Origin of the sequence: uncultured Psychroserpens sp. (assembly GCF_947492715.1) — a bacterium.
Lineage (GTDB): Bacteria > Bacteroidota > Bacteroidia > Flavobacteriales > Flavobacteriaceae > Psychroserpens.
In genome coordinates this window covers 162431-186707 of the sequence record NZ_CANLNS010000002.1, presented here as the reverse complement: position 1 = coordinate 186707, position 24277 = coordinate 162431, and the positions used below count along the sequence as shown (strand labels likewise).

Sequence of the window (24277 nt, the reverse complement as noted above, 5' to 3'; positions counted from 1 at the left end):
GTACTCTAATCAATGTATTGAATATTTTCTACCATTTAAAAATTTACCAATAAATGTTGACCTAACCAAGTAATGATAAGTTAAAAAACATATTACCGTTGAAACAATTAGTGTAATAAGAAACTTAACAATCGCTGGTAAGATCCATCCAGCTATTAAACCTGGGATTATTATTGTGAATGGAATGTGAATGAGATAAATCCAATAGGAAGCATCAGACACATAGCGCATTCTTTTAGAATTTGAGCTAAAATATCGAATAAATAACCCTATAATGCCAAACAGAAATAGTGACATAATAAGAGCACTCATTAGACCTTGCTCAACGTCTCCAATTACGTCAGAATATACAAATTGAATTGTAAATATTACAATTGCAATACTTACATATGCCCAATCATTTCGTTTGAAATTATTCAGTTGATGTTTCGATTTAAATAAAACCCAACCTACACCATAGAAAAACAAATAAAATATAAGGGCGTTAATATCTGGAATAAAACCTAGAGGCACAGGCGGTCCTAAATCCCAAATTAATAAAAGCAAAACAAAGATAATCAAAGCAAAAATGAAGATTTTGCCTATGCTCTTTTGAAAAATAATATTAAATATTGAAGCAATAAAATGTTTTAATCGGGATACCTTATTTAAGACTAAAGCAATAAGCACTGTTAGTCCAGAAATAATAACTAGATAGTATAAGAACCATAAATGCAAAGTCCATTCTGGTATGAACTGATTGAAATTTTTTAATGTTTCTGCAAAAGCATTACTTTGGCCTTCAAAAAGCGCTGTTGAATATTCCAATGAGAAAACTACAATTGGATATAAAATCAACAGAAAAACAATAAATGGTAATAAAATTCTTGAAGCTCTATTTTTAAGCATTCTAACTTTACCTCGCTCATAAAACAATAAAGCTCCAAAAAAACCAGCGACAAGAAAGAATACAGGCATCCTAAACATATGGATGACGTTCTCAAGATAATTTAATGAAATAGAAGTAGCATTAGTATCTTTAGGCCAAGGCGCGTTAGTTCCAATTAGGTAAGTTTCCGTGGAATGCAAGACCAAACCTAACAACATCATAATTGCTCTTAGTGAATCTAAAGAATGAATGCGTTCAATTTTATTTTTCATTTGAATACTGGTTTTTTAATTGAACCACAAATGAAAATATACTTGCATAAATATAAAAGTGCATCAGAGCATTTTATACTGAAGTGCTATAAATTTTAGAGTGAACTGCTATTATACCATTTTCTAAATTTAGATGCTTTTAACCTGCTAACTATAATTTCTTCTTCAGTAGAATCGTGTTTTTTTATTTTAACCGAAATTTTTCCATACGTAGACGAAGACATTGAGGCCACTTTGTCGAAATGAATAATGATGTTTCTCGTAACTGGAAAAAAGAAATGTTCTGGAAGAAGAGATGCTAGCTTTCTCAAAGTGCCTTGAAAGATAAAAATCTCTCCATTCTCCATATGTATCTTAATAATTCCAAATTCACTTTTTGCAATTCTTATGTCATCTATATTAGCAAGATAGTCTCGATTCCTTTTTTTAAGTTTAATAGAACGAGCAGTAAGCTCTGGCTTAGATAATAATTCATCTAATTTGATGTTTACCTTCTTTAAATTCCATTCTGAAAAAACCCACTTATTATAAAATTGAACTGCCCATTTTATAATTACTAAAATCAAAGCAATAATAAAAACGACTAAATTGATAATAAGAATTTCTTCATTTGTATAGAATTCATCTGCTAAGTACCAATGATAAACTCTACCAAGCACATTTATAATAAATACTAATATTAATGTGAGATAGAGTAATTGAAAAAAAAACCGCTTTTTCGCTTCGTTATTCCAATTGTATTTTGCTTCTAATTTTTTTCCAACGAACCGATTTACTTCAGTAATTGGAATACAAAAAATGAATGCAGTTACAAATTCTTGCATAGATAGCCAATTTCCTGGATGACTTGGATTAAATAACATATTAATAATAAGATTAGCAAATGAGCCTAAGAGTAAGGGGTCTAATAATCTCCAAAAATTAAAATGCCTAGTATACATTATGCAATATGTTATTCAAATAGATGAAAGTAAAAATAGTATATTAAATAATATTAAGAAAGGAAAGGAATCAAACCATTCCACACACATCACTCACGCATCCTTATTGTTTTAAGAAACCGTGAACCTCATTCTTCGGTTTCCAAGGCACTATTATCGTCGTTTGCTCATTTTCAACTATATTGCTTTAATAATTCTATAAATCATTTTAATTGATTAGTCATGCACATACCATATCGCCTAGCTTATCTAAATATGTGGCAGCAATGATCTACAATAAAGATTATTATCCAGAATGTGAAATGGACAAATATCTTCCAGACGGAACTATTAATATCATATTTGAGCTCACAGGAACAGATAAATTCATTTTTGATAATAACACTAAAAAGAAAAAGCAAGGCTACTCAGATGTTTGGTTTTCCGGAGTTCTTAAAGATTATATAACGATTAGCGCAGCAAGTGAAGAAATGATAGTTGTTGTATTTAAACCTGGTTCAGGGTTTCCTTTGATTCACAAATCTGTAAACCTATATACCAACAAAGTGGTTCAGGCTAATGAAATTTTTGGAACATCCATTTTAGAACTTCATACTCAGCTTAAAGCACCCACTTCTCCTCAGGAGAAATTTAATGCCATTGAAAAGTGGTTACTACCACAATTTAAAGAAGACGATTTTTATACTAATATCATTCACTTTGCCATAGATACAATTCAAAATTCATCATCAAAAATTAGTATCGCAAATCTTGCTAAAAAGACTGGGTTTTCTCAAAAACAATTCATTCAATTATTTAAAAAATATGTTGGGATAACGCCAAAACAGTTTCATAGAATCATAAGATTTAATGAGATTTTGGCAGCTTTGGAGAACAAAGAGAAAATCTCTTGGACAGCTATATCAGCAGACTGTGGTTATTTTGATCAGGCACATTTCATAAAGGATTTTCAGTCTTTTTCTGGCTTGAATCCAAAAAAATATTTAAGTGATGTTGGCGATTATCCCAACTATGTTCCTGTAAAGTAAATTTTTTACAATTTTCACTACGCTTATTGTCGTTAGTTTGCTTCTATATTTAAAACTAACATTCTATGGAAAGCATGATAATTAATCATTGGGCAGTATTTGTCTGTGCAATAGTCAATATGATTTTGGGAGCATTATGGTATTCTCCTTTACTATTTTATAAGGCATGGAAGAAAGAAAATGGTTTAAGCGACGAAAAACTCAAATCTGCCAATCCATTAAAAACCTATGGCATAAGTTTTATTTTGGCTTATGTAATGTCATATAACATGGCTTTTTTTCTTGGAGGTGTCGATACCGATTTTACTTGGGGTCTCACAGCAGGTTTTTTAACAGGTTTTGGCTGGGCTGCGGCAATATTTACAATTATCGCCTTATTTGAACAGAAAAGTTGGAAATACATATTTATAAATAGTGGGTATATCATCATCTATTTTTCTGTGATAGGTGGAATACTTGGTGCCTGGAGATAAATTAAAACTATGAAGACAATTATTTTTACGTTAGCAATTGCTATGGCGAGTTTGAGTTACGCTCAAAGTCAAGATGAGGGAGCCAAATTTCATGGACATCAAAATCTAATTGGTGGCACATGGAAATCTGCATCAGGAGCAGCATGGGGTGATGGTACACCTTTCAAATTATATATTGAATTTGAAGCAAGTTTAAATGGAAACATTATAAAATCTCAAACCAAAGGAAATATTAGTCAGAAAGCTTATGACTTTGGTTTAAGAAGCGAAGGCATTGTATCGTATGACAGTGAAGAGAAGAAAATTAAATTTTATGAATTTGATGTTTTCGGAAACCTAACTACAGGAGAGGTGAAATACCAAAACAATAGTATGTATTATAGTTATAAATACGCAGCCTCAAAAACTAATTTAATTCTTACAGACTGCTGGGAGTTTATTGATAAGAACACTTATAATTTTACTGTTGGTGTTTATGATAACATAAAGAATAAATGGGAAAAGAAGTTTCTAGAAACACAATTCAAAAGATCAAAAGACGAATAATTATATCAAAGACATCGTATTCATGGCGCAATGAGCAATAATTACTGGCCATAAGCTTCTACCAAATTTTACATATGCGATGCCCATAATGATGCCAATTAAAGCAACAGATACTGAACGTTCTGAAAAATCATAGGAATGTCTAAATCCCCAAATACACGCTTGAATTATAATAGCTAACGCCGTTTTAAATCGCAAATTTGAAAATAAACGTTCTAACCATGTTATTAGAAAAGCACGCTCTAAGAGTTCTTCTAAGGCAGATTGTATCCAAACAAAAATAATTATAGAAAACACATAGGCATAATCACCATTGCTTATTGTATACCCTTTAATTGTTCCTTTCGCCGCTTCATCACTCTCTTTAACTATTGAAAAAAAATCCTGTATAACATTAAAAACAAGTAACATGGCTATAATTGTAATGAACAGTCCTCCCGCTATTAAGACTGTTTTTGGAATGTCTTTAGGTCTGCGCAATCCTATACTTTTCCAAGTAACACCGCGTCTTTTCATTAGCCAAGTAGCTGCAATTAACGTTGTTCCCGAATAAAGAAAGCCCGTTACCAAATAATACGTATTAGGAATTGAAGTTTCTCGAATTAGAAACATAATGGCTATATAAATGACTAAGTCTAGTAAATAACCCTTTGAATTTGTTTGATCGGTTGCAGTTATCATCTCTATACCTTTAAGTTTTGAAGCAATTATATTAGACAGTTAGGTTTATTGAATCGTTTTCTTCAATCTTTTCGTTTAAAGTTTGTGCTTGTAAACTTGTGATAAAACAGATTATAAAAAAAATAGTTACTCGTATCATTGATGTATGTTTTCAGATGAATACATCAAAATTGAATAAACACAAGTTGTTATTGAAATGAAATAGACCTAGTAGGACATTTTATAGACGTTCTATAAGATTTTGTCTATGATGAAAAATCAGTATTGATAAATTTTTGAAACCTTTCTTTATACTTTTCGGAAACAGGAATGTACTTATCTCCAAAAACTATGCGATTGCGCTCAATTGTTGTTATCTTATTTAAGTTGACTATAAAAGAACGATGTACACGCATAAAGTGTTTTTCAGACAATTCTTCTTCTAAAGATTTCATGCTTTTTAAAGTGAGGATTGGTTTTTCAGAATTCACTGTGTAGAATTTTAAATAGTCCTTTAAGCCTTCTACATATATTAAATCTTTTAAATTAATCCTTAATAACTTATAATCAGACTTTACAAAGATATAGTCATCTATAGAATTTACATGGTTGGGCTGATTTAGAATCTGTTGTTTGGCTTTATTTGCTGCGGCAAAAAATTCAGCATAACTTATTGGTTTTACCAAATAATCAATGGCGTTTACCTTATAACTTTCAAGCGCAAATTCTTCAAAGGCTGTGGTGAAAATAATTTTAGTTGGTTTGTTTAAAAGTAATTTAGAAAACTCCATTCCCGATAGATTTGGCATTTGAATATCAGTAAAAATCAAATCTACAGTTTCTTTTTCAATGATTTCAATTGCAGCAATAGCACTATTGCACTTAGCAACTAATTTCAAAAATGGTGTAGATTTAACGTAAGTTTCCATTAAGTCAAGCGCTAAAGGCTCATCATCAATTAAAATACAAGACAGTATCATTCTTTAAAATTAAGTGTTAGTGTTGCGAAATATTGCCTATTGATTTCCTTTGTAATCAACTCAAAATTATTCGGATATAATAGTTCTAATCGTTTTTTTAAGTTTTCTAATCCAATTCCAGAATCTGTTACTTTTTCTCTTTCTGGAAATGAAGAATTAGTAACTGAATACTTTAACCTATGATTATCAATCGTTAATTCAATTTTTATAAAAGAATGCTGTACTGCATCTATGCCATGTTTAAAGGCGTTTTCAATAAAAGAGATTAATAAAAGTGGGGCAATTTGTATAGGTTGATTTATAACAGGAAAGTTCTTTTCTAGTGTTAGGTTAGAGGATATTCGTAATTGCATTAAATCAATATAACGCTCCAAAAACTCAATTTCTTTAACCAAAGGAACTTTACTGGTTGAAGCATCATGTAATACATAACGCATCATTTTACTCATACTATGTATGGATGCCTTGGCTTTAACAGGAGAGCTATCAATTAATGCGTAGATATTGTTTAGTGTATTAAAAAGAAAATGCGGTTGTACCTGGTATTTTAAATATTTAATTTCTGTATCCAATTGGTTCTGTCTTACCTGTTGTAAGGTTAATTTATTTTTATTCAATTTGGTATTGATTTTTAAACCAACACACATTCCAATACTTAAAATTATTGGCAATATAACTTGAACCGTAGTCATTGCTCCGCTTCTAATTTCACCTGTTTGGACACCTTCAATACTTGGATGAAATATCTTAAATTTTAAAAAATAACTTAAAAGAATATATTGGATTATAATTAATACCCCATTTAAAATATAAAAGTGGACTTTTTTATTATTTAAAAAAAAGTGGTCTACCAAAAAGAAATAATTAACATAAAAGACAAGAAAAATACTTGATAACGACAACCAATTTCTGTATATGAGATACTCACTATCTAATGAAACCAATGGGTAGATAAATAATAGTAGCCATAAAAAACTATGTAATAAAATTTTTAAATAATTTTTTTGCATATGTCTCATATAAAAAACTAAGTTAGTTTAAACAATCCAATCTTAGTGATTATATAGACCAATTATAACTTTTTATAGATAAGTACTTCGATTTTATCTACGACAATCTACTTCTCTCCGATCATAGTTATTGTTTAGCAAATGCAGGCACTACGGTTTCAAAAATAGATGTCATGATTTTATCATCTTCTCTATCATGACCAGAAATTACAATCGTTAAATCAAGTTCTTTTACAACCATAACACGCTGACCGCCGCCGCCCCAAGCCAATGTCATGTTATAGCTTTTGTTACCAACCTTTACTGGTGTATAGTACCAAAAATAGCCATAAAGATAGTTCTTAGGCATCCAGTCTATTGCAGGTCTTACAATGCCACTAGTGGCTTGGGCTAGATAGTCTTCAGAAATAAGTTGCTCGCCATTTAATTTACCATTATTGAGTACCAAATGTCCCAGTTTGATCATGTCACGAGACATGATACTCGCTCGCCATCCTGCTTCTGGCAAACCACTAATATGAGTTGACCATTTATAATTTGTAATGCCGAGTTTGTCAAGTAACTCCGTTTTAATAAAGTCCTCAGCTGTTCCTGGGACAACGGCATCAATGACTGTCATAACTAATATCGGATTAAAATTACCATATAAAAACGTCTGAGACGCGTTGGTTATAGGTGCGCTTTGCTCAAGAAGCGTTTGTGCTAGCCCTTGACCTTTTAATCGCACAGAATCATTCTCAATGACTTTCCATGCATCTCTATCAATAGCTAGACCTCCTTGCATAGTTAATGCCTTATGAAGTGTGATATTTTCGGCACCTTTAGTCATTTTTTTAGGGTCGATATCTTTTAGAAAACTAATCAAAGGTTTGTTTAGATCCTCCATAGATAGGTAACCCATTTGAATGGCTCTACCTAAAACCAAACTGGTGTATGCTTTTACTGCCGATGCTTGTCCGTGAGGCAAGTTGATACGTCCTTTTTTATAATAGGATTCAAAAACTAATTTATTGTTGTGTGAAATGAGTAAAGCATCATAGCTTCCATGTTCGCCATCAAAAATCTCTTGAGACAATTTAAGGATGGCTTTTTGATCATTGCTACTTACCGCTAATGTATCAACTGCTATTCCATCATCTCTGTCCTCTGGTGTTGTACTGATATAGGCATTATTAAGATGTGGAATCTCCCAGAATGAGATCTCATCGCCTATACTTGAAATAGGACTCAATAAAGAGGACAACCAAACGGCACTGCGGACAGCTGTTGTAGGGAATGCAGTACTATGGTTCCCATCAATCACTTCTTTATATACGGATAAACCAACATCTCGTCTATCATTTAATAATTTAATAAATGCCTCCATAGGCGCAACCACTCTCTCTTCTTCTAATGAGCCATAGGCAATAAAAACATTGGCATTCAAACTTGAGTTTCTATTAGATGGTTCATAGGGTCCAAATTTGGTATTCAATTCTGTTAGGTAATCGACTTCACCTCTAACTGTTGGACTTCCAATAATGTAATTATTAAAAGTATCAGGTTGAGTCATTAGAATATACGCACCAAATTCACCACTCAATGAATAGCCAAAGTAGGTGCGACTATTTGGGTCAGTTCGGTAACTATTGTCAACATAGGTAATGATATCATTACGAATAAAGTCAAGATGCTTATGAGCTTGTCCAAACTGTATTTTTTTTTGAATTTCAGGATTGCTGTGTTCCTTCATCGAGTAATCTCGAAACCTACTCACATAGACTCCTACTTCTTTTTTTAGATCTTCATTAATGTCTAATTGATAAGAAATTCCAACTAGAATCAAATCTTCAAGAATAAATTCTTGGCAAGAAGATAGTATTTCACGATGCCACTTAGCATCTGTATAATAAAGCACAGGATACGTTTTATGTGTGTTCTCACCATAATCTTCTGGCAGCTCTATGTACAGTTCATAGTTTCGCTCTGTCTTTGTGTCTTTTATTGGAACTACCTGTATCTCTGGTAATACTAAGGAAGCTCCTTTCACTACTTGTGAATTTTCGTTTACGCTATTGTCTTGTGCAAAGACAGTATGGGTTATTAGAAGAAAAATTAGAAGTAATAGTCCTGTTATGTTTTTCATAATCTTTAGTATTTATACATATTTTGGTATTGAAACTCACCCATTGATGGACGTTTGTTTTATTCGTTTTTTTGTAATTCCTTGAGTTGATGCTTGACTTCGTTATTTTGTGGATTTAATTCAAGTGATTTTGAATAATTTAAAATGGCCAGATCAATATCTCCAATTTTCACACAGGCTTTTGCATAACTTTCGTATACTTTGAAGCTTTTTGGATAGAGCATCATGTTCAATTTGAAAGTGTTTTGCGATAATTTCATTCTGTTATCGTGGTAAAAATCATAACCTATCTCATTGAGATACTCTTCAGTAACTCTAGAGTTAGTAGGATCATGTTCGATTAATGTTCTATAGGCTTTAAGTGCATTTTCAAAGTCATCTTCAAGAAGGAATTCTACAGGTTCTATTTTATCTGTATCTGTCTTGACAAAAGTTGCAGCTAAGGTCTCATCGCTTCTATTAAGATGAATTAAATTGATGGTTTCATTTTCGGAGTTTGGTTTGAACTGGATAAATCGGCTAGAATTTCTTCTAACAAAATTACTATCCGAGACTTTGATGAGTTCATCAGCTTCTACGTCAAGTATATTTTTATAGAATAGTAGATTGTCCTTTTCAAAAACTTCTACAGTAACATTATCAGACTTGTATCTTCCAGTAATTTCATCGACTAAAGACTGTTCAATTTTCATTTTTTTATAAACAGGAACATAATTATCCCAATTATACGTCTGTGCTACAGCACGTATCACTTCAGCATTAAACTCTGGAAATGTGGAATTGGTCATCACAACCACGCCATAACCTTTGTCTCTATGAGCTACTATCTCGGTATAGAAACCTGTATTCCATCCGTGATGTCTTAGGTAGATTTCATCCTTTCTATTAAGAAGCTGAAAGCCTAAGCCCAATGTAAAAGACCAAGCAGAATCATGCACACCATAAGGTGTTCCCATTAATTTTGTCAGGTCTTTTGATAATCCTTTAGTAGTCTTGCCTTCTAGGGTTTGCTGTACGTTGGTAATAAATTTTGCATAGTCCTCAGCAGTAGTCCATAACCCACTTGAAGCCATTGATGGGCTGATATTTCTTTTACCTTCTACCATAGAACCATCTGATAAATAACCAGTGGCCGCCATCGCTAATTGTTCCTTAGTAAGCGATTGGTTAAAGGTGCTGTTGTTCATTTCTAAGGGTTGCAACACGAGTTCATGCATAATCTCTGGGAATGTTTTTCCATCAACATCCAGCATCATTTGTTGTATGGGTACATAGCTAGCATATGCAAAACGAACACTTTCACCAGGCTCTTTATTTATGGTAATTGGCTCGTTTGTTGCTGGAAATGTTCCGTTTAAAATCTCTACAAGCGTTGGAATTGTTTCATTTATACTATAGGATCCTGTTCCGCGAGGATATATTCCGGCAGAATGATTTAAAAGATTTCTTATGGTGACTTTGCTTTCCTTGTTAAATTCATTTTCGGGTACTTTCCAAGATTTCAAGTAGCTGTTAACATTTTCATCTAAGTCTAATTTATTTTGTTCCACAAGACGCAATGCACCATAAGCCGTTACAGGCATACTAGTTGCCGCAGCCTGAAAAAGGGTGTGTTCTGTCACAGGAACTTTACTTTCTTTATCCATGACACCATACGCTTTTGTCCAGGCAATTTCACCATGATGTATGACCGCAATACTCACGCCAGGAATTCCATAATGATCCATACGTTCTTCTATAGACCATGTTGAATCGCCATCTATATGTATTCGAGTTGTGAGACCAGTTTCTACCGTTTTGCTTAAATCGGTTGTAGTATCAGAATTTGATTTTTCTGTACATGATTGAAAAAGAATTATGATAAAGAGTACTGAAATAATAGTTTTCATGTTTTTTTATTTAATACCGAATAAAGATATCCTATAATCTAGATTCAATATCTTAAAGATGATAAACACAAGGGTTAAATGACAAAGCTGTTTCGTCATTGATATATGGCTTTCGTAAGAAATTGTAGAATATTGTTTTTGTAGATACTATCTTTATTTTTTCTAAATGAAATGTTTATGCTTAAAAAATCTTTGAAGCACACTATTCTCCTTAACATAGGAGCCTTTTTATTGGTTTTTATACTTGAAACAGTAAGTAATTTGTTTTTCAAAGATAATTTTGATGATAGTTATTCCTTTTACGCACATGGACTTGATTATACGATTATGATTATGGGGTTCATTTGGTTAAATCATTTTATTCTCATTCCTTTTTTCTTAGATAAGAAAAAGTATTTTGCATATGGAATTTTGCTTATTGGAAGCTTATTTATTTTTTCGCACTTAAGAGCAAATGCTTGGTCTGGAACTTCTAAGATATTCTTCTTTCTTCTTTATACAACAGGAGCTGGTATGGCTGTTTTTTTCTTAAGAAGAAATATGATCTTCCAAAAAGAAAATGATGAGAAAGAAAAATTGCAAAAAGAGATGGAGCTTAACTATTTAAAGGAGCAGGTAAATCCTCATTTTTTGTTTAATTCATTAAATAGTATTTATGCCCTTTCTAGACGGCAATCACCAGAAACACCAGATCTTGTCATGCAACTTTCAGAATTAATGAGATACCAGTTAGAGAGCTCTAAAAAAGATACTGTTTTATTAAAAGAAGAGCTTGAATTCATAGAGAATTATTTATTGCTTGAAGAGAAAAGATTGAGTAAACGTTGTACTATAGAATTTTTAATTGAAGGAGACTTGATGGATTTAAGGATGTCTCCAATGTTACTTATTCCATTTGTAGAAAATGCCATTAAGCATGGTGCTCAAAGTACTAATGAACAAAGTAAGATTGACATTTCAGCTGCTGTTAAAACTAACACGCTTTATTTTTCCGTAGTTAATTCAAAACCTAATATGTTTTCTGAATCGAAAAGAAAGGGACTAGGACTTGAAAATGTAAAAAGACGATTAGATTTGCTATATCCAAATTCTTATGCGTTAGAAATTGATGATATGGAAAAAAAATATCATGTAAATTTATCTATTGATTTAACAGATTCCATACTAAAAAAGACAGGAGATGATTAAAATTGGTATTGTAGATGACGAAATACTAGCACGTAAAGTGTTAGAAGAGTATTGTTCTAAAATCGACAACTTTGAATTAGTCTTTAGTACAGGAAACCCTCTTGAATTTGTCAACTTTATGCAGCAAAATGAAGTTGATCTCATTTTTCTTGATATAGAAATGCCAGAACTTAATGGTATGGAAATTTTGCGTTCTTTGATAAATCCGCCTAAAGTTATTTTAACTACAGCGTATTCTGAGTATGCCTTAGAAAGTTATAACTATGGTGTTGTAGATTATTTATTGAAACCTATAAAGTTAGTACGTTTTTTAAAGGCGATAAATAAAGTTTCGGCTTCAGAAATAACCCCTAAAAAAAATAATGGTAATGAAGATCTTCAAATAAAACATGATGGTATACCAATTAGTATCTCATTTAAATCGATTCTATATATTCAGAGTTTTGGTAACTACTTGAAAATTTTTACAGATTCAAGAATGTACCTTATCTCCGAAACACTAGTTAATATTACATCATCATTATCTGATAATTTCCAACGCACGCATAAATCATATATTGCCAATTTGGAGAGAGTTGCAAAAGCCACCAAAACACATTTGCAAATTGAAAATAAAAAGGTGCCAGTGAGTCCTATGTATAAGATTATTGTTTTTGAAAAAATTAGAAGTTTAAGCGACATCTTAAAATAGTTGTTGTTTATTCTGTAAACATTACATCTTTGCTCCTATCATCAATTTGTTAGAATTTCTTTCGTTTTCAGAAAACTGTCGTCCCAGATATGTTCTATATTCCAGATACCTACTTGAATGTCTGTTAATGCCATTTGTAATGATTGCTTTTGTTATACTTAATTAATTTATAGTCAATAAACTTGACACATTTATATTATTCCTTAATCTTATATTCAACATACAACTCATGCTCTTTAACACTTCCTCTCGGCCAATTATTAGAGCTATATTTAATCTTCCCTTCATCCATACGAGCAATGCGCCCTTTAGTTTTCTTTTTGAGTTCTTTATACAAGTTTTTGGCTGGCATTTTCCAAGGTATCTTACGACTAGAGATATTAGGATCTCTTTTATCGACAGGAATGAATGCCACTAAATCTTTATGAGTCATAAGATCTAATGTTGGCTTTATAGTGGCATTATGACTACCATGATGCCCCACTTTATAGAAAACGGTTTTACCCATCATCTCCTCAAGATTCATTTTTTTATTGTCATCTTTCCAAGGAACGGTCTCCCATGAGCGCCAATTTCCAGCTTGAGCATCACCAACGAATAGTAATATCTTACCAGATTGAACCAACTCAAATGCAAGAACTAGGCTTGTATTATTCGTGTAGCCATTTAGATGTAATGCAAACCTATTAACAGAGCTTAACCAATCATGATCTATCCTTTTCCAGTCATACTTTTTATCAATATATTCCTTGAATATGGTTTTGGTTGATTGATGAGAAAATACTTTATCGTTTTTATCCTTTTTATGCGGATACTGGCGGTATTTTTTGTTGAAAGGAAAGTGCTTATCGGCATGTCCGGTATCTAGTACCTCCTTTATATCATCTATGGCTATTGATAAATCATGTAATCGTGTATGGAATGATTCTTTCTTTCTAGGGTTTTTAGATTTTAAAGATTTAGAGTCTTTAGGAGGCCCTAAAACATGAATTCGAACTTTATCTTTGTCGTAACCAGGTAAATCCAATATATCTCCTGGCGATAAATATTTTATGGGTTGTTTTCCAACGCTTTTTAGAAATTGTGTAGCTTGTCCTGTAAGTGAATTATCTGTTTTAAAAGTTCTTTCATCAACTAATTGACTTAAGGAACTTTTTACCGTTTCAGCAAATCCACCTTTTTTCTTATCTATAATCCCTTTAATATGGCGTAACTTATTCATTACTTTACCATGTTCTTCAGCTATCGCTATAGCCTCTGGATCTGTTTCATCATCAAGCCAAGATAAAACGACCTGTTCCATCCCTAAACTTGTGAAAGCGTTTTTGGCATGCATAAATCCAGACATATGATCGTTGTGTTGATGCGTGGCAACTACCAAATCTAAAGACGCATTATTACCAATAGTTTCCTGTATGTTCTTAACGATACGTTTAAATTTTTTAGGAGAGTCGTTTCTATTCCAATACGAACCACAATCAATCATAACATTATAATCTTTACTATCGTCTGAAAAAGTTACTAGAAAGCAATCTCCTAGTTCTTCTAATTTATACATTCGAATGTTTGTGGTGATATTACTCATGGCTATGTAAATTCTTGATTTGTAATGGTAAGAAAGATTTGTCCTCGTCCATAAAGGAAGAGTTCAATTCATAGAAATTGTCGTATCCAAGCTGATGTTTAAGTTGGTTTTTAAGTCGTTGTTCGCTAGTTAGCTTTTTTACAATGGCATAAGTTAATGTCGATGTTTCTGAAAGATCAAATACCAAAGTACAGCCACCTCTAAACTTAAGCCCGTTTAAATCGTGCCCTTTCTTCTCCACCCTCAACGTTTGCAAAAGTGATACAACAACTTGGTCTATACGACGACCATCCCTACTCGATCGATATACAGGTCTAAGGTTTAAGACTTGTAGTTTAAAGTCTTGATTAAACGGAATTTTTTTACCTTCATACTCATGCATTAATCCCATATTTGGCATTAACCCTAAATTCTCTAAGAAGTTTCGCCAACCATTGTTCTTTTTAACATCATTAAGCGACATCGATACCTTCTTTTTTTTGTCGTAGGTAATCTGAGATGTACTTTGATTAATTTGAGATTCATAGTTAGATTGGTACGATTTAAAGTTAATGATACTCATTTCTTCTTCCTTATCATAAACTTTGGTTGGTTCCAACTCATCTATAATTAAACCATGTATAATAGTGTTAATTTTTCTACTGAGATTATAGATCTGACTTCTATTTTTTTTACCTAAGAGCTCTCTAATAATAGGTTTTAAATTAGATACAATAACAGCTAAGGCCTCAACGTCAAAATCATTTTCAAAAAGTTCTTTTGGTGAACTCCATTTTAAGGATTCGGCAGACATGGTATTAACGCGATCAACCATAAAACCCCAATCTCGAAAGGACTCTATTAGTGCTACACGATAACCACCATTGTCTTCTGGAGTCATTTCCATATCGGCGGTAATCATGGCGCGAATGTAATCGCCAAAAGTGATGTCGCAAGGTGGTACAAAATCTAGAGCCTGAATGCAAATTTTTAATAGTGTCTGACTAATCTCAATCGCTTCTTTTGTTAAACGGTTTACCAAGTCTATACTAATGGCTTCTTTAGAGTTTTCATCATATTTTGCGATCCTCAGTAAATCTTGTATTGAATGATTATAGAGTCTTATAAATGCATCAAATACACAGGCTACAAAGACGCCACCCTTATCATGATATCCTTGTGTTTTTTGTTGAGCAAATCTATCTGCTTTAATTCTACGCCACTTGCCCTTTTTATCATAATAACCTATCATATTTCTCAAAGCATGGTGACCTAATTTGGAGGCTTGACCAACCTGAGTTGCTAGATTACCAAAAATACTTTCGGAGTCTATTTGTCCGTTTGCAGAAAGGAGCTGGTGAGTCACTAAATCTTTATTACCTACCATTTCTAAAAGCGCAATAATGTCTGCAAAAGCTTCATGAAAGGCGGCCACGTCAGGATTGGTGTTCTCAATAAAATGTGGATGTATACTATCGAGAATAGCATGAGTCATTTCATGAGCTATGATGTCTGGAGATAAGCATGTAAATACTGTGCTTCCTGGTATGTTAATACCTTGAAATAGTTCTTCTGCTTTAAAATATCCAAAGAGAATCGCATTTTTTTCTGAATTATAATAAGCATTGGCTTCTAGTAATGCATGGGGATAAATGCGTAAAGGTTCGATACCATCTTCCTCGTCTACATCATTGTAATGATTAGGTCTCCAAATAATCTTGCGGCCTAAAGCATCTTCAAATAAACGGATAATTTTCATTCCTATAGTGTAGACAAACTGTTGATGAAATTGAGGATTACCCTCACTTGGTTTTAAGCCTTGCTGCGAAATGACCTCGGCATTGTCTAAGTCTATTGGCTGGTACCAACATTCATTTGGTGCATCAAAATCCAATACTTCCAAATACTCTCCTTTTGGTCCAGGATCAACATTTTCCCAAGGAATTTTGTAAACGGTTTCATTGACGTTATAGGTTTTTAATACGTTAGAAAAACTGGGATCTAAGGTGTATCCCTTTAAATATCTATTGGCTGGCATAACTACTAGAATCTTTTATAGCTAATGATTTTATGATTAAAAAACACTAGACTGTATCCAATACTGGATAATTCATAAACATGCTATGTAACAACTTAAAAGGGAGAGTTAATCATTGATTATTAAATGATTATTATAAATATAGTGAAATTATTTTAAACCAATCTATGCATCATAAGACATATATAATCCCTTGTAAACCTGGTCTTAGCACATGATTGGACCTTTTTTGATAATTTTATAAGATGATGAGATGTTAACGATATTTTTAGTTAATTTGTTTTCTAATCAACTCACATGACTTTTAAAACCAACCGCTACTCTATTTTTATAATCATCTGCCTTTTTAGTTTCGGCCATTTCTATGCTCAAATTAAAACCACAGAAACGCCACAATGGGTCATACAGCAGTCTTATGAAAAATCACCTAATATTGATTTAAATGAAATATCGTATGGATTACTTACTTTGCTTAGTGATGAGCAAATTCATATTCCTAAAAAAGAACGCTACATTAGAATTGTACGTAAAATAACAGACTATGTTGGTGTGCAGGATGGTTCGTCCATATCAATTAATTATGATCCAACCTATCAACAACTTTTTCTTCATAGCATTACCGTTTTAAGAAACGGAAAAACCATAAACAAACTCAACGTTGATGATTTTCAGTCTATTAGACAAGAATCTAATGCTGAAAGTTATATCTATGATGGTAGTCTTAATGCTATAGCTAACCTAGCCGATATTAGGAATGGTGATATTTTAGACCTAAGCTATACTATTAAAGGCTTTAACCCTATTCATGGTAATCATTTTTCTGGTGGCACAACCTTAAACGATTTTCAGCCTGTTGGTAAAATCAACTACTACTTAATTGCTAATAAGACACTGTATTATAAAACTCTAAATTGTGATATAAAGCCTAAAATAGCTAGTTATAATGGTTATAAAACATACAACTGGACGACAACCTTAACCAAAACGCCTCAATTTGAAGAGAACACGCCTAGTTGGTATTTGCCTTATCAAGATCTCTTTGTAACCGATTTTAAATCTTGGGATGCCGTAGTGAATTGGGCATTACATATATATCAAGATGATACAAAACTGTCGGAAGCATTGAAGTCAAAAATTGAACACATAAAAAATAGCACAGAATATGAAGGCGAGCGTATTTCGGCTACACTTAAGTTTGTACAAAACGAAATTAGATATCTTGGTTTAGAGTCTGGTATTGGTGCTTACAAACCATTTTCGCCAAATAAAGTATTAGAGCAACGCTTTGGTGACTGCAAAGACAAAAGCTGGCTTATGATTACCATGCTGCGTCAAATGGGTATTGAGGCTTATCCTGTACTTATTAATTCGGCCTTCGGAGAATCACTGCATCAGTTTTTGCCGTCACCAAAAGCATTTGACCATGTGGTTGTTAAAGTAGTAGATAGCACAAATACTAACTTATTTTATGATCCAACCATTAGCAACCAATTTGGCAGTTATAAGAAAATTTCATTTCCAAATTATGGTAAGGCTTTAGTCATAAAAAAAGGGGTTAACGCTTTGGAGAAAATCAAATCTAAAAACGAAGATTTAGTAGAAGTATTTGACACCTTCGATTTGCCAACTGTTGGTGGACCTGCAACACTAAATGTTATGACAGTCTATCGCGATGCCGAAGCAGATGCCGTTAGAACGCGTTTTAAATCGAGTAGCCTCTCATCCATAAGCAAGGAATTTAAAAATTATTATGATAACCTTTATGATGGTGTTGAAGTGTTAAAAGATCCAGTTATTGATGACGATAGTTTGTCTAATAAAATACTCGTTGAAGAATCGTATAAGATCAATGATATATGGATTCCAATGGTTGGCAATGATAAAAATATCAATGTAGAATTTTCACCATATAGTATTTTGGATATTTTTTATTCACCAGACGAAAAGGAACGAAAAACGCCATTTGCACTTTATTATCCATCGCATAAAAAACATCAGATTACTGTTAAATTACCACAGCGATGGAGCATTGCTAATGATAATGTAAAAGTGAATTCTAAGAGTTTCGATTTTTCTCTGAAAACCAAAATGAATAGGGCTCGCGATATCATGTATCTTAATTATGAATACCGAAATAAAGCAGGTTTTGTTAAGCCTGAAGATTTTGAGGACTATTACACAAAAATTAAAGAGGTAAAGCAAATAATAGCCTATTACGTTTACATACCTAAAAGTGAATCAAAAAGTCGAAGCTTTGAAAAATCTTTTGATACCGAAAAAATAACTTCAAATTTAGCTACGTTGTTTTTTTGGATCGCTGGTATCGTCTCAATTGTTGTAATTGGTCTGATTATTTACGTTGTTAGAAGTAATAAAAATAGAGATTAATTATTACTTATTTAGGCACAACAGTCGCTCTCATTGTTTGTGCTACGATATAGCCATTTCTAATAACAAACGTATCAACGCCATCTGAAATACTTATAGAAGGAGAATCTGCTGTCCATTCGAAAAATACAATCTCGCCTTCTATAGTTTCACTAATAATAGATGAAGATGAACCTTCTTCTAAGGTATCGAAATGGTTTTTATACAAGGCTCGTATTTTGTCTTTACCAACAAGTGATTTATTTGTTGTGACATAAATACAATCCTCGGCATAATCTAACATCACTTCTTCTAAATTGGCATTTGCAAATGCAACTTTATGGTGTTCCCATACGTCTTTTACAGTTCTCATAATCTGTTCGTTTTATTTGGTTTATTAGGCAGGTGTCTAAATGCATCTTTGTCCTACTCCAATAATAGTAGGCCTTTATTTAAAACGAAAACATACCCAATAAGAGGTAATTTTACCTTGTACTTTAAAATTCTAGAAAAAAGGATGCGACTACCGTCTAATTACCACATTCTCTTTTTTTAATATTATTTCTAAAAAGGCACCTAACTTATCTCTCTCTCCTATTTGAGCTTTAATCAAAATGTAACCTGTTAATCTATTTGTTACGCTATTGTAACACACTGAATCAAATTGAACACCCAAGTATCGGTCTGTCCTTGACGTTTCAATGACGAGAATCGGAATTTCTCCATTTTTTTCAAGTCCATATCGTCTTCCTGAAAAAATGTCCTCAGACACACTAGCATTACTGCTAGTATTTACACGTAAAGATCTACCAATATCCAAGGTATATTGCTCTGTTTCAGCGTTAACTTCTACCGAAAAAGCAATTTTAAATTGCTTGATCATAGGGGCTCCTGCCCAAGCTCTCCAGCCTCTATCAGGTTCTCCATAGAAATTCTTTTTTTCATCATATCGATCAGAACCATCCTGTACAATTAGCATATGTTTTATTCCTTCATCGTTTTCCCACCACAATAACTCTGAAGGATGTATTTCTGGTCTATTACCATGTACTTCTTCTCTTACCCAAGGTCCATAGACACAAATATCTTGATTGCTTAAAAGTGAAGAAGTAACATTTTCGATAGAGAAATCTTCATAGTCATTGAGCTCTTTTGGTGGTGTAATTTCAGCTTCCATGCAAGGTACGCCATCACATTCTTGCCAATTATGCCATGAATAATTATAATATTGATATGGTCTAGCATCTTCAATAAGGTAATTGTAATTATCATGAGGAATTATAAATATATTCCAATCATTTTCAGAGTTTGCTCTAATTGGCCTAGCAGCATTTATAGCAAATCGGTTATACGATCCACATAGAACTTTACGATTTCCATCCAGAGGGTACCAATTTTTACCACGCGGAGGTTTTCTTGCCGCGGCCGAACCAATGAAATCCCCGCTTGGATCACCTCCTCTAATGCCTAGCATATCCTCTAAAACTAAAGACAATTCGTTATTTTGATTTTCAGTGCACTCTAAGCAATCATCAACGTTTAAGTATCTATTGATGTCATTTTTTAAGGTAAGTATTCCAAAATTTGACTGATCTTTGATTATAAAATCACTTGTATCATCATCATTAAAATCTCCCACTCCTTGAAATTGTTCAGCGCTCCATAAATTTAGAGGTGAAGTCGTTGATGGATAATTACCAGCTTTAATAATTAGTGCTGTATAAGTGCCCAAATCATTTAACCCTATAATTCCAAGATGAGTACTACTCTTAATTACAAAATCGGTTTGACCGTCACCATTAAAGTCGCCTACTCCTAAAATTTCATCAGCGGTATTAAGACGCCAACCAGAATCACCTAAAGTACTATTATTAGCTGCAATGGCAAGATTTGTATAGTTTCCTTCAGCACTGAGACTCATAATACCCAAATGAGTGGAACTTTTAATGATAAAATCAGTTTTATTATCATTATTGAAATCGCCTACTCCTAAAATTTCATCTGTAGCATTAAGACGCCAACCAGAATTTCCTAAGTTATAACCATTAACGCCAATGGCAAGGTTAGTATAATTTCCGCTATTATTGAGACTCATAATACCTAGATGAGAATTACTTTTAATGATAAAATCACTACGATTGTCATTGTTAAAATCTCCTATTCCCAAGACCACATCTCCTGCATTAAGTCGCCAACCTGAGTCTCCTAGGTTATGATTATTAGCACCACTTGTAATTGCTTCAAAATTTCCAGAGTTATCAATACTAATGATACCCAAATGGGTTGAGCTCTTAATAATAAAGTCACTTCTATTATCATTGTTAAAGTCGCCTACTCCTAATATTTTATCATACCTATTATATTTCCACCCACTAAACCTCTCTCCATTTGAAACCATACTTGTTGTTTCAAAATTATTTAAGCCATCCAAGCTAATAACACCCAAACTATTTACGTTTTGAATTAAGATATCATGTTTGTAGTTAGGGTGAAAATACCCAACACCTTTGATATTATCATTTCTACTAATTGTCCACCCCGAATTGTCCAACTTAGATCCATTCTCAGCGAAAGTTAGTGTTGTGAGTTCATTAGCACTGTTTAAATTAATAATACCAAGACCCGAAGCCCCTTGGATTAACATGTCACTTCTTCCATCTGCATTAAATTTACCAATTTCGACTATTTTATCTTGGCTTTTTATTGTCCAACCATTTGAACCCAAAACCTTTGGAAAGTTTGGGCTACCATAGTTGGTAATACTTAATTGTTCAAATAAGGTTTGAGTGTAGGAATTTGTTGTAAATGCTAAAAGTAATGCACTAGTCATGCATAAACATCTCAGGCTTGAATATATATCTATCATTTTAAATAGTTTTAGAATGGTTATCATTTTTATTATTGGAAATTAAGTTACAACAACCTGTATTTTAATCTATAGGCCTTTATCCTCATTTTTTAAGGGGTTTTCACTGTTTTTTTAGAACTAGTATTAGAAGTAACTTTGGCAGAGTTTTGAAATATATCAGAGATCATGAGTTGTAAATAATATATGTTAATTCTGAAATATCATTTTACAGACACTTTTTATCATCTAAAACTGTTACTTTGTAATCTCATATCTTGCTTATGAACTCAACCAACAAAATTAGAACGCTAAATGATTTAAAGACTCCTAAAGGTCATCTTCTACTTGGAAACTTAAAAGCATTTAAAAAAAAAGACAAGCATCGTAAACTAGAAGATTGGAGTAAACTTTATGGCGCACTTTATACCATTCGTCTTGGTCACATTAAGGCATTAGTATCAACAGATTCTGAGTTCAATAGAACGATACTAACGCAAAGACCTGAAGGTTTTAGAAGGCTTTCCAAAATTAATGAGGTCCTTTTAGAAATGGGAGTTCAAAGCGTATTTAATGCTGAGGGAGAGAATTGGAAAAGACAGCGTAAAATTGTTGCCGAAGCCTTAAATGTTAAAAAAGTAAAGGGCTTTTATCCTGTTATTAATAAAAGGGCTACGCAGCTTATTAATAAAATCGAAACCTATTCAGATAGCAATGATTCCGTAGATATTATAGATGATTTTATTTCGTTTACAATTGATGTTACCACAGAAATTGCATTTGGATACCAATTAGATACTGTAAACAAGAAAAGCGATAGTTTTCAAGAACATCTAGAGTTAATATTTCCGCTTATTAATGAAAGAATTACTGCTCCATTACCTTTATGGCGATGGTTTCCGAATAAACGAGATAGGCAGCTAAAAGACTCCTTAAAAAGTATTGAAGTGATTATACAGAAATGTATTGAGGAGGCAAAAATTAAGGTCAAAAACAATCCTGTTTTACAAGAAAAACCCTCCAATTTTTTAGAGGCTTTGTTAATTGAAAGCAGTAAAGAAGAAACGGTATTTGATGATAAAACGCTATACGGAAACGTTTTTGCTATGCTATTGGCGGGTGAAGATACTACGTCTAACACCTTATCATGGACATTATACTATCTTGCACAATATCCAGACATCGTTAGCAAAATACGAACAGAGGCTATTGATGTTTATCAAAACAATCAAGTTCCAGAAGCGTTTAATCAATTGTCACAATTAAAATACACCAGTGGTGCAATTCAGGAGGCTATACGATTAAAGCCAACGACTCCCATGTTGTTTTTTCAGGCAAATGAAGCCACTATAATACAGGATTTAAAAGTACCAAAAGATACTTTAATCATTGTGCAAAACGGTTTTGGTCAAATTCAAGATGAGCATTTCTCAAAGCCAGAATTATATGATCCAAAACGTTGGTTAAAAAATGAATGTCCTGTTTATCAAAATCATTCACCAAAATTAGTACGTGCTTTTGGAGGAGGACCAAGATTATGTCCTGGAATGAATTTGTCACTAGCCGAAATGACTACAGTGATTTCAGGTATATGTAAACATTTTGATATGGAACTAGCTGTATCTAAAACCGAGGTTCATGAAAATTTTGCATTTACCGTTTTGCCAGAAAACTTGAAAATAAGGTTCAGTAAAGTTTCAAAGTAAATACTCGTGACTCCCAGTTTTTTTTATGCTCTTACATCTCTTTTTTTCTAAATGCCGAAGGGGTTGTTTTTTCAAATTTCTTAAACGCACTATTAAATGATGACAAACTGCTAAAACCAACATCAAAAGCTATAGAGGCTATCGTATGGTTTTTAGTTGATTCACTCAATAACAACTTTTTGGCATCTTGAATTCGATGATTGTTCACAAAATCATTAAAGTTCTGCTTGGCATATTGATTAATAATTTCCGATGTTTTTTGTGTGCCCTTCCCTATCTGTTTTCCTAAACTAGCCAGGGATAATTGAGCATCTAAATACAGTTTTTCTTCCTTAAATAGCTCTGAAATCTGGTTAAATACTAAGGCATCGTCATTCTGCTTGAAGATTGAACCATCCACATCAATGATTTTTAATTGAAACGCCTTATAACTTAAAAAATAAACAACAATCGAATACATTATTGGTCCAACGATATATGGAACCGCATCTTCTATAATGTTTAAACAATAGGATAACCAAATGACTACAAACCCACCTATAAGTAGTTTCAACCAGCTAAATACAGCCTTTTGAGACTTTGTTAGCAAGGTTTGAGAATGATCTCGTTTTGCACGTTTCCATATCAACCAAGACATAAGAATATGAGTGGCCAAATGCAGATATATAAAGATAAGCACTGTTGCAAATACAATAATTACTTGTTTACTCTGACTTTCAAACCAACTTTTACTAACAAAGAAGCTCAACGCAAAAACCAATAGAAATGGTGTAAACTCTAATACAAAGTATTTTGACAACTTAAAATTGGCAGCCGTCATTCCTAAAACATACCATTTCAAAAGTGGGCCAATTAATAGTAAAAATGCTAACCCAGCGAAAATAAATATAGGTTCTAGATCATTACCAAAATTTAGCATAACAGACTTTCCTATCCTAAAGGCCATAAAAAATAAAATGAGACCAAGCAGTATATTGGTAATCGTTCTTTTCTTTTTTACAAAACATAAATAAATAGCAAACAGAACTCCGTGTAGAAGTCCTGCGCTACTTATTATTATAAGAAGTATATCTGAAAAATTCAATT

At 32.7% G+C, this 24277-nt stretch carries 19 protein-coding genes; 7 read left to right on the top strand and 12 right to left on the bottom strand.

Annotated features, from left to right (window positions below):
- Positions 1-9: 9 nt before the first annotated feature.
- Positions 10-1140 (bottom strand): acyltransferase family protein, encoded by a 1131-nt coding sequence (locus tag Q0787_RS07665; RefSeq protein ID WP_298901759.1) that lies wholly within the window; start codon positions 1138-1140, stop codon positions 10-12.
- A gap of 95 nt (positions 1141-1235) precedes the next feature.
- Positions 1236-2081: a LytTR family transcriptional regulator DNA-binding domain-containing protein gene (locus tag Q0787_RS07660; RefSeq protein ID WP_298901757.1), complete on the bottom strand. Its 846-nt coding sequence runs from the start codon at positions 2079-2081 to the stop codon at positions 1236-1238.
- Positions 2082-2293: 212 nt separating this feature from the next.
- On the opposite strand from Q0787_RS07660, the gene Q0787_RS07655 reads away from it, so the two are divergent.
- The 3 genes from Q0787_RS07655 (at position 2294) to Q0787_RS07645 (ending at position 4128) form a co-directional block, all read left to right on the top strand.
- Positions 2294-3109 (top strand): helix-turn-helix transcriptional regulator, encoded by an 816-nt coding sequence (locus tag Q0787_RS07655; protein WP_298901755.1) that lies wholly within the window; start codon positions 2294-2296, stop codon positions 3107-3109.
- Between the two features lie 65 nt (positions 3110-3174).
- The gene (locus tag Q0787_RS07650; protein ID WP_298901754.1) at positions 3175-3582 is read left to right on the top strand and encodes a DUF1761 domain-containing protein; all 408 of its coding nucleotides are present in this window, start codon (positions 3175-3177) and stop codon (positions 3580-3582) included.
- Between the two features lie 9 nt (positions 3583-3591).
- Positions 3592-4128: a hypothetical protein gene (locus Q0787_RS07645; protein ID WP_298901752.1), complete on the top strand. Its 537-nt coding sequence runs from the start codon at positions 3592-3594 to the stop codon at positions 4126-4128.
- Here the strand turns inward: Q0787_RS07645 and Q0787_RS07640 are convergent, their stop codons facing one another.
- The 5 genes from Q0787_RS07640 to Q0787_RS07620 all read right to left on the bottom strand — a co-directional run bounded on the left by Q0787_RS07640 (position 4129) and on the right by Q0787_RS07620 (position 10792).
- Entirely contained in the window at positions 4129-4809 is a 681-nt protein-coding gene (locus tag Q0787_RS07640) for a CPBP family intramembrane glutamic endopeptidase (RefSeq protein ID WP_298901750.1), read from the bottom strand.
- Positions 4810-5054: 245 nt separating this feature from the next.
- Complete coding sequence (locus Q0787_RS07635; protein WP_298901747.1) at positions 5055-5768, bottom strand: LytTR family DNA-binding domain-containing protein; 714 nt, start codon at positions 5766-5768, stop codon at positions 5055-5057.
- Positions 5765-6460: a sensor histidine kinase gene (locus tag Q0787_RS07630; RefSeq protein ID WP_298901745.1), complete on the bottom strand. Its 696-nt coding sequence runs from the start codon at positions 6458-6460 to the stop codon at positions 5765-5767. The genes Q0787_RS07635 and Q0787_RS07630 overlap by 4 nt, the downstream gene beginning before the upstream one ends.
- 445 nt (positions 6461-6905) lie before the next feature.
- A complete protein-coding gene (locus tag Q0787_RS07625; RefSeq protein WP_298901744.1) occupies positions 6906-8903 on the bottom strand; it encodes a serine hydrolase in 1998 nt (665 codons plus the stop codon).
- A gap of 59 nt (positions 8904-8962) precedes the next feature.
- A complete protein-coding gene (locus Q0787_RS07620) occupies positions 8963-10792 on the bottom strand; it encodes a beta-lactamase family protein (protein ID WP_298901742.1) in 1830 nt (609 codons plus the stop codon).
- 177 nt (positions 10793-10969) lie between these two features.
- On the opposite strand from Q0787_RS07620, the gene Q0787_RS07615 reads away from it, so the two are divergent.
- Complete coding sequence (locus Q0787_RS07615) at positions 10970-11980, top strand: sensor histidine kinase (RefSeq protein WP_298901741.1); 1011 nt, start codon at positions 10970-10972, stop codon at positions 11978-11980.
- A complete protein-coding gene (locus Q0787_RS07610; protein WP_298901739.1) occupies positions 11973-12671 on the top strand; it encodes a LytTR family DNA-binding domain-containing protein in 699 nt (232 codons plus the stop codon). Before Q0787_RS07615 ends, Q0787_RS07610 begins: the two co-directional genes overlap by 8 nt.
- Positions 12672-12867: 196 nt before the next feature.
- On the opposite strand, the gene Q0787_RS07605 is transcribed toward Q0787_RS07610, so the two are convergent.
- Both Q0787_RS07605 and Q0787_RS07600 read right to left on the bottom strand, forming a co-directional pair.
- Positions 12868-14256 carry an MBL fold metallo-hydrolase gene (locus Q0787_RS07605; RefSeq protein WP_298901737.1) on the bottom strand — a complete coding sequence of 463 codons (1389 nt, stop codon included), beginning with the start codon at positions 14254-14256 and terminating at the stop codon, positions 12868-12870.
- Entirely contained in the window at positions 14249-16273 is a 2025-nt protein-coding gene (locus Q0787_RS07600) for a hypothetical protein (protein WP_298901734.1), read from the bottom strand. The genes Q0787_RS07605 and Q0787_RS07600 overlap by 8 nt, the downstream gene beginning before the upstream one ends.
- A 297-nt stretch (positions 16274-16570) precedes the next feature.
- Between Q0787_RS07600 and Q0787_RS07595 the strand changes: the two genes are divergently transcribed.
- On the top strand, positions 16571-18661 hold the full coding sequence (locus Q0787_RS07595; RefSeq protein WP_298901733.1) for a DUF3857 domain-containing transglutaminase family protein: 2091 nt from the start codon (positions 16571-16573) through the stop codon (positions 18659-18661).
- Between the two features lie 7 nt (positions 18662-18668).
- Here Q0787_RS07595 and Q0787_RS07590 read toward each other — a convergent pair whose 3' ends face one another.
- Both Q0787_RS07590 and Q0787_RS07585 read right to left on the bottom strand, forming a co-directional pair.
- Positions 18669-19013, bottom strand: coding sequence for a nuclear transport factor 2 family protein (locus Q0787_RS07590; RefSeq protein ID WP_298901731.1), 345 nt, complete (start codon positions 19011-19013; stop codon positions 18669-18671).
- Positions 19014-19163: 150 nt separating this feature from the next.
- Entirely contained in the window at positions 19164-21506 is a 2343-nt protein-coding gene (locus tag Q0787_RS07585; RefSeq protein WP_298901729.1) for a VCBS repeat-containing protein, read from the bottom strand.
- A gap of 263 nt (positions 21507-21769) precedes the next feature.
- Between Q0787_RS07585 and Q0787_RS07580 the strand changes: the two genes are divergently transcribed.
- Positions 21770-23191 carry a cytochrome P450 gene (locus tag Q0787_RS07580; RefSeq protein WP_298901728.1) on the top strand — a complete coding sequence of 474 codons (1422 nt, stop codon included), beginning with the start codon at positions 21770-21772 and terminating at the stop codon, positions 23189-23191.
- Between the two features lie 31 nt (positions 23192-23222).
- Here the strand turns inward: Q0787_RS07580 and Q0787_RS07575 are convergent, their stop codons facing one another.
- Entirely contained in the window at positions 23223-24275 is a 1053-nt protein-coding gene (locus Q0787_RS07575) for a helix-turn-helix domain-containing protein (protein WP_298901726.1), read from the bottom strand.
- Positions 24276-24277 lie beyond the last annotated feature (2 nt).

Bases quoted from the DNA above. Each gene is read 5' to 3' on its own strand.
- Q0787_RS07665 (WP_298901759.1), bottom strand. From the start codon at position 1,140: ATGAAAAATAAAATTGAACGCATTCATTCTTTAGATTCACTAAGAGCA.
- Q0787_RS07660 (WP_298901757.1), bottom strand. From the start codon at position 2,081: ATGTATACTAGGCATTTTAATTTTTGGAGATTATTAGACCCCTTACTC.
- Q0787_RS07650 (WP_298901754.1), top strand. From the start codon at position 3,175: ATGGAAAGCATGATAATTAATCATTGGGCAGTATTTGTCTGTGCAATA.
- Q0787_RS07645 (WP_298901752.1), top strand. From the start codon at position 3,592: ATGAAGACAATTATTTTTACGTTAGCAATTGCTATGGCGAGTTTGAGT.
- Q0787_RS07640 (WP_298901750.1), bottom strand. From the start codon at position 4,809: ATGATAACTGCAACCGATCAAACAAATTCAAAGGGTTATTTACTAGAC.
- Q0787_RS07635 (WP_298901747.1), bottom strand. From the start codon at position 5,768: ATGATACTGTCTTGTATTTTAATTGATGATGAGCCTTTAGCGCTTGAC.
- Q0787_RS07630 (WP_298901745.1), bottom strand. From the start codon at position 6,460: ATGACTACGGTTCAAGTTATATTGCCAATAATTTTAAGTATTGGAATG.
- Q0787_RS07625 (WP_298901744.1), bottom strand. From the start codon at position 8,903: ATGAAAAACATAACAGGACTATTACTTCTAATTTTTCTTCTAATAACC.
- Q0787_RS07620 (WP_298901742.1), bottom strand. From the start codon at position 10,792: ATGAAAACTATTATTTCAGTACTCTTTATCATAATTCTTTTTCAATCA.
- Q0787_RS07615 (WP_298901741.1), top strand. From the start codon at position 10,970: ATGCTTAAAAAATCTTTGAAGCACACTATTCTCCTTAACATAGGAGCC.
- Q0787_RS07610 (WP_298901739.1), top strand. From the start codon at position 11,973: ATGATTAAAATTGGTATTGTAGATGACGAAATACTAGCACGTAAAGTG.
- Q0787_RS07605 (WP_298901737.1), bottom strand. From the start codon at position 14,256: ATGAGTAATATCACCACAAACATTCGAATGTATAAATTAGAAGAACTA.
- Q0787_RS07600 (WP_298901734.1), bottom strand. From the start codon at position 16,273: ATGCCAGCCAATAGATATTTAAAGGGATACACCTTAGATCCCAGTTTT.
- Q0787_RS07595 (WP_298901733.1), top strand. From the start codon at position 16,571: ATGACTTTTAAAACCAACCGCTACTCTATTTTTATAATCATCTGCCTT.
- Q0787_RS07590 (WP_298901731.1), bottom strand. From the start codon at position 19,013: ATGAGAACTGTAAAAGACGTATGGGAACACCATAAAGTTGCATTTGCA.
- Q0787_RS07585 (WP_298901729.1), bottom strand. From the start codon at position 21,506: ATGATAGATATATATTCAAGCCTGAGATGTTTATGCATGACTAGTGCA.
- Q0787_RS07580 (WP_298901728.1), top strand. From the start codon at position 21,770: ATGAACTCAACCAACAAAATTAGAACGCTAAATGATTTAAAGACTCCT.